The sequence below is a fragment of the Kineococcus vitellinus genome, from assembly GCF_009906315.1.
Lineage (GTDB): Bacteria > Actinomycetota > Actinomycetes > Actinomycetales > Kineococcaceae > Kineococcus > Kineococcus vitellinus.
This window is the reverse complement of record NZ_JAAALL010000257.1, coordinates 1-6458: the sequence shown is the minus strand read 5'-3', so window position 1 is coordinate 6458 and position 6458 is coordinate 1. Positions and strand designations below refer to the sequence as shown.

Here is a 6458-nt window from a genome sequence, read left to right as displayed (position 1 = left end):
GCCCTGCGCGTGCCGAAACCCTGCACGCCCGATCCGCCCACGCCGAACCCCCGCACGCCCGCTCCTCCTCGCCCTCGCGCTCCCCGTCCAGGATCACCCGGCGCCCGTCGCGGGCGCCAGTCCTCGCGCGTCGCGGCGGTTGCGCGTCCGCACCGGGCCCGGCGGGAGCCGGTGGGTCCGCTGACGGGCCCGGGCCCCGCCCTGTACGGTGCCTGCGAACGTTCGCAGACGCGCGGACGGCGGCCGAGGGGGTGGTGCGTGCGCACGGGACGCCCGCCCACCATGCGCGACGTCGCCGCGCGGGCCGGGGTCAGCGTCAGCACGGTCTCGCGCGTGGTCAACCGCGAGCGCTACGTCGACGAGGTCACCCGCGAGCGCGTCGAGCAGGCCGTGGCCGCCCTCGGCTTCCTGCGCAACGACAGCGCCCGCGCGCTGCGGCCCGGTCAGCGCACCTCGCTGCTGGCCCTGGTGGTGGAGGACCTCACCAACCCCTTCTCCGCCGAGCTCGCGCACGGCGTGGAGCTCGCCGCCTCGGCCGCGGGGTACGTGCTGCTGCTGCTGTCCACCGGTCTCGACGAGCACGGCGGGCGCGACCGGGCGCGCGAGCGCGAGATCGTCGAGGAGCTGCTGCGCCGCCGCGTCGAGGGGGTCCTGCTCGTACCGGCCGCCGACGACGCCGACGGCCTCTACGCCACCCTCGCCGCCCGCACCCCCGTGGTCTTCGTCGACCGGCTGCCGCGCGGGGTGAGCGGTGACGTCGTCCTGCTCGACAACGCCGGCGGTGCCCGCCGCGTCACCGAGTGGCTGCTGGCGCGCGGGCACGAGCGCATCGGCTACGTCGGCGGCGACCGCGGCGCGGCGCCCGGCGCGCGCCGCCTGGCGGGCTTCCGCGCCGCCCTGCGCGCCGCAGGGGTCGCCGAGGTCCCCGAGCTGCTCGCCTTCGGCAACCGCAGCAGCGAGGACGCGCGGGCCGCCGCCGCGGCGCTGCTGGCGGCCCCCGAACCCCCCACCGCCCTGTTCTGCGACAACAACCGCATGACCGTCGGGGCGCTGCTGGCCGTCCACCGCGCCCGCACCGACGTCGTCCTGGCGGGTTTCGACGCCGTCGAGCTCGCCGAGGTGCTCGTGGACCGGGTCGCGCTGGTGACCTACGACCCGGTCGACGTGGGCCGGCGGGCCGCCCGCCGGCTCGTCGAGCGCATCGCCGGCTCGACCGCGCCCGCGCGGCGCACCACCGTGCCCGTCGGCCTCGCCGAGTTCGGCGAGGCCACGACCACCCGGGTCGACCACCCGGGCTGACCGCTCGCCCGCCGACACGTCGAGGAGGACGTCCGTGCACGACCAGCGCTCCACCACCGAGGCCCGGCTCGAACGGGCCGTCGCCCAGCGCATCGCCCCGGCGGTGCACGCCCCCGGGGAACCCGTGGAGGTCGCGGCCTGGCACGCGCCGGGGGAGCCCGTGCCCGTCGCCGAGGGGCTGGCCGCCGACTTCGAGCCGTTCGCCGTCGGGCGGGCCTGGGGACCGCCGTGGAGCACCACGTGGTTCCGCCTGCGCGGGCAAGTCCCGCAGCGCTTCGCCGGGCGCGAGGTGGAGGTCGTCTTCGACCTCGGCACCGACGCGCGCAACGTCGGGTTCCAGGCCGAGGGGCTCGTCTACACCGCCGACGGGCAGGCGGTGAAGTCCATCAACCCGCTGTCCACCTGGATCCCGGTGCCCGCGGGCACCACGACGTTCGAGTTCTACGTCGAGGCCGCCGCCAACCCCGACGTCCTCGGCGGCGGCGGGCACGCGTTCGAGCCCACCCCGCTCGGCGACGTGCTCACCGCCCCCCGCGAGCCGCTGTACGTGCTGGCGCGCGCCGAGGTCTGCGTGCGCGAGGGCGAGGTCGCCGACCTGCTCACCGACCTGGAGGTCCTCGGCGGGCTCATGCTCGAGCTGCCGCTGGAGGACGCGCGCCGCTGGGAGCTGCTGCGCGGGGTCGACGCCTCCCTGGACGCCCTCGACCCGCACGACGTCGCGGGCACCGCCGCCGCCGCCCGCGCCGCGCTCGCCCCGCTGTTCGCCTCGCCCGCGCGGGCCTCCGCGCACCGGGTCAGCGCGGTCGGGCACGCGCACATCGACTCCGCCTGGTTGTGGCCGCTGCGCGAGACCGTGCGCAAGGTGGCGCGCACCACCGCGAACGTCACCCAGCTCATGGACGTCCACCCCTCGTTCGTCTACGCGATGAGCTCCGCGCAGCAGTTCGCCTGGATCGCCGAGCACCGCCCCGAGGTCCACGAGAAGGTCCGGGCGCGCATCGCCGAGGGCCGCTTCGTGCCGGTCGGCAGCATGTGGGTGGAGTCCGACACCAACATGGTCGGCGCGGAGGCGATGGCCCGGCAGTTCCTGGAGGGCAAGCAGTTCTTCGCCCAGGAGTACGGCGTCGACACCGAGGAGGCGTGGCTGCCGGACTCCTTCGGCTACTCCGCGGCGCTGCCGCAGATCATGAAGCTCGCCGGGGTCCGCTGGTTCCTCACCCAGAAGATCTCCTGGAACACCGAGAACAGGTTCCCGCACCACACCTTCGACTGGGAGGGCATCGACGGCACGCGGATCTTCACGCACTTCCCGCCCGTCGACACCTACAACTCCGAGCTGTCGGCGAAGGAGCTCGCGCACGCCGCCCGCAACTTCTCCGAGAAGGGCCGCGCCACGACGTCGCTGGTCCCCTTCGGCTGGGGCGACGGCGGCGGCGGGCCCACCCGCGAGGTGCTGGCCCGCGCCGACCGCCTGGGCGACCTGGAGGGTTCGCCCCGGGTCTCGCTGCACTCCCCGCGGCAGTTCTTCACCACCGCCGAGCAGGAGTACCCCGACCGCCCCGTCTGGTCCGGTGAGCTGTACCTGGAGATCCACCGCGGCACCTACACCTCGCAGGCGAAGACCAAGCAGGGCAACCGCCGCAACGAGCACCTGCTGCGCGAGGCGGAGCTGTGGGCGGCGACGGCCGCGGTGCTGCGCGGCGCGGAGTACCCGGCCGCGCGGCTGAAGGAGCTGTGGCGCACCGTGCTGCTGAACCAGTTCCACGACATCCTGCCCGGTTCCTCCATCGCGTGGGTGCACCGCGAGGCGGCCGCCACCCACGCCCGGGTCAGCGCCGAGCTGGAGGAGGTCGTCGCCACCTCCCTCGCGGCGCTGGCGGGCGGGGGCGGCACCGACCTCGTCGCCAACGCCGCGCCCCACGCGCGCGGCGGCGTCCCCGCCCTCGGCCTGGCGCCGGCCGCGCCCGCTGCCGCGGCCGTGCAGGTGCAGCGCGGGCAGGACGGGCGCACCGTGCTGGACAACGGGCTGCTGCGCCTGGTCGTCGACGAGGCCGGCCACTGCGTCTCGGTGCGCGACCTCGCCACCGACCGCGAGGTGCTGCTGGCGGGCACCCGCGCGAACCTGCTGCAGCTGCACCGCGACACCCCCAACCGCTGGGACGCCTGGGACGTCGACGCGCACTACCGCAACGTCGTCTCCGACCTCCTCGAGGCCGACGAGGTGGCCGTCCACGAGGACGACGGCGACGGCGCCCGCGTCGTCGCCACCCGCCGCACCGGCGCGAGCACCCTGGTGCAGACGCTGCGGCTGCCGCGCGGGGAGTCGCGCATCGCCTTCACCCTCGACGCCGACTGGCACGAGCGCGAGGCGCTGCTCAAGGCCGCGTTCGGCCTCGACGTCCACGCCGACCGCTCCGCCTCGGAGATCCAGTTCGGCCACGTCTTCCGCCCCACCCACGAGAACACCAGCTGGGACGCGGCCCGCTTCGAGATCTGCGCGCACCGCTGGCTGCACGTCGCCGAGGCCGGCTACGGGGTCGCGGTGACGAACTCGGCGACCTACGGCCACGACGTCACCCGCTCCGCCGTCGACGGCGGGCGCCCCGGCACGACCGTGCGGTTGTCGCTGCTGCGCGCACCGCTCTCGCCCGACCCGGAGACCGACCAGGGCCGCCACGTCCTGGAGTACTCCCTGGTGGTGGGGGCGCAGGTCGCCGACGCCGTGCGCGAGGGGTACCGGCAGAACCTGCCCGTGCGGCGGGTGAGCGGTGCGGGCCCGGTGGCGCCGCTGGTCGCGGTGGACGACCCGGCCGTCGTGGTCGAGGCCGTGAAGCTGGCCGAGGACGGCTCCGGCGACGTCGTCGTGCGCCTCTACGAGTCCCTGGGCGGGCGCGCCCGCGCCCGCCTGGACTGGGGCTTCCCGGTCGCCTCGGTCACCGAGGTCGACCTGCTGGAGCGCCCGCTGGAGCAGGGGGCCACGACCGTCGGGGACGACGGGGCGCAGGTCTCGCTGCGGCCGTTCCAGATCCTCACCCTGCGTCTGGCGCGGGCCTGAGGGCGCCCGCTCGCCGGGGGGTGCTCAGCCGACGCCCAGCAGGCGCACCCCGGCGAGCGCGACGAGCGCCACGAGCACCCAGCTGAGCAGGCCGAGGGCGATCGAGCGCCGGCCGGTGCGCAGCAGGTGCGGCACGTCGATGCCGGTGCCGAGGGCGAACAGCGCCGCCACCAGCAGCACCGACTGCACGTGCTGGGCGCCGTCGAGGACGGCGCCCGGCACCAGGCCGGTGGCGCGCACGGCGACGGCGAGGACGAAGGCGGCCACGAAGAACGGCAGCAGCGGCGGGCGGGGGGCGCCCTCGCGCCCGGCGGTGCGCCGGCGCTGCAGCGCCACGAGCGCCACGAGCGGCGCCAGCAGCAGCACCCGCGACAGCTTCACGACGACGGCGGTGGCCAGCGCCCCGGGCACCCGGTCGCCGGTGGCCACGACCTGGCCGACGTCGTGGACGCTGGCGCCCGCCCAGGCCCCGAACTGCTGGGCGTCCAGGCCCAGCGGGACGCGCAGCAGCGGCAGCACGAGGATCGCCAGCGTCCCGCACAGGGTGACCAGCGCGATCGCCGTCGCCGTGTCCTGCTCGTCGGCGTCGGTGGCGGGGCGCACGGCGGCGATCGCCGAGGCGCCGCAGATCGAGAAGCCCGTCGCCACGAGCAGCGAGCGCGCCGGGCTCAGGCCCAGCAGCCGCCCCAGCAGCCGCGTGCCGGCGAAGGTGATCGCCACGGTCCCCAGGACGAGGGCGATGCCGCCGGGGCCGAGGGCGGCCACCTGCGACAGCGGCAGCTGCAGGCCGAGCAGGACGACCGCGGTGCGCAGCAGGCGCCGGGAGGCGAAGGCGGTCGCGGGCGACCAGGAGCGGTGGAAGGCCCCCGTGCTGCGCAGCACCGCGCCGAGCGCCACGGCCACCGTCGAGGCGGTCAGGGCGGGCACGGCGCCCTGGACGCCGAGGGCGAGCACCGTCGCGGCGGCGACGACGAGCAGGCCGGGCGCCAGGGCGCGCGCGGCGGGGGCGGTGGTGGGCACGCCCCATCGTGGCGCCCGCCCGCGCGCGCCGGCAGCGGGGTCCTGCCTGGGTGCTCACAGGCGGCGCCTGGGACCGGCGGGTCGTTGACCCCGGCGGGGCGGTGTGCGACGCTGCGCTGGAAAGCGCATTCCAACGACGCGACGGAGCGAGCCGATGGACGCCGGGCGCCTGAGCCTGAACCAGATCACCGTGAACGCCCTCGACCTGCCCGCGGCCGTGGCCGCCTGCGAGCGCCACGAGGTGCCCGCCCTCGCGCTCTGGCGGGACAAGATCGCCGCCGTCGGCCTCGAGCGCGCCGTGCGCCTCGTGCGCTCGGCGGGCCTGCACGTGAGCTCCGTCTGCCGCGGCGGCATGTTCACCGACCCGGCGGCCCCCCGCGCGGCGGTCCTCGACGACAACCGCCGCGCCGTCGACGAGGCGGCCGCGCTGGAGGCCGACGTGCTCGTCCTCGTGTGCGGCCCGCTGCACGACACCGACCTGCCCGGCGCGCGGGCGCGGGTGCGCGACGGCATCGCCGAGCTGCTGCCGCACGCGCGGGCGGCGGGCGTGCGCCTGGGCATCGAGCCGCTGCACCCGATGATGCTCTCCGAGCGCTCCGTGGTGGTGAGCCTGCGCCAGGCCCTGGACCTGGCCGAGCAGCTGGGCGAGGACGTCGGGGTCGTCGTGGACGCCTACCACGTGTGGTGGGACCCCGACCTCGACGCGCAGCTGGCCCGGGCCGCCGGGCGCGTGCTCGGCTACCACGTCTCCGACTGGCTGCCGCGCACCACCGACCTGCTGCTGGACCGCGGCATGATGGGCGACGGCCTCATCGACCTGCCCCGGCTCTCGCAGCGGGTCGCCGCCACCGGCTACACCGGCCCGGTGGAGGTGGAGGTCCTCTCCTCGCGCTGGTGGGCGCAGGACGCCGACGAGGTCCTGCGCACCGTCCGCGAGCGGTTCGCCGAGCACGTCTGAGAAGGTGTTGCGTTACTGGTCATCGCCAGTGAGTGAAGGTGGGGTGGTGGCCGTCAGGCCACCACCCCACCTCATGATCAGCCCATGTGTGCATGCACGGGCAAAGCGGCCTACGACTCCTCACTG

Annotated in this window: 4 protein-coding genes; 3 read left to right on the top strand and 1 reads right to left on the bottom strand. The window is 76.2% G+C overall.

Translation table 11 applies throughout. The features are described 5' to 3' along the window. Window positions 1–258 precede the first annotated feature (258 nt). Together GTQ99_RS18200 and GTQ99_RS18195 are read left to right on the top strand one after the other, a co-directional pair. Window positions 259–1299 carry a substrate-binding domain-containing protein gene (locus GTQ99_RS18200; protein ID WP_166617138.1) on the top strand — a complete coding sequence of 347 codons (1041 nt, stop codon included), beginning with the start codon at window positions 259–261 and terminating at the stop codon, window positions 1297–1299. Between the two features lie 34 nt (window positions 1300–1333). Continuing rightward, the gene (locus tag GTQ99_RS18195; protein WP_166617137.1) at window positions 1334–4354 is read left to right on the top strand and encodes a glycoside hydrolase family 38 N-terminal domain-containing protein; all 3021 of its coding nucleotides are present in this window, start codon (window positions 1334–1336) and stop codon (window positions 4352–4354) included. Between the two features lie 24 nt (window positions 4355–4378). Here the strand turns inward: GTQ99_RS18195 and GTQ99_RS18190 are convergent, their stop codons facing one another. Then, a complete protein-coding gene (locus GTQ99_RS18190) occupies window positions 4379–5374 on the bottom strand; it encodes a putative sulfate exporter family transporter (RefSeq protein ID WP_166617136.1) in 996 nt (331 codons plus the stop codon). A 154-nt stretch (window positions 5375–5528) separates the two neighbouring features. Between GTQ99_RS18190 and GTQ99_RS18185 the strand changes: the two genes are divergently transcribed. Next, the gene (locus tag GTQ99_RS18185; RefSeq protein WP_166617135.1) at window positions 5529–6332 is read left to right on the top strand and encodes a sugar phosphate isomerase/epimerase family protein; all 804 of its coding nucleotides are present in this window, start codon (window positions 5529–5531) and stop codon (window positions 6330–6332) included. Window positions 6333–6458 lie beyond the last annotated feature (126 nt).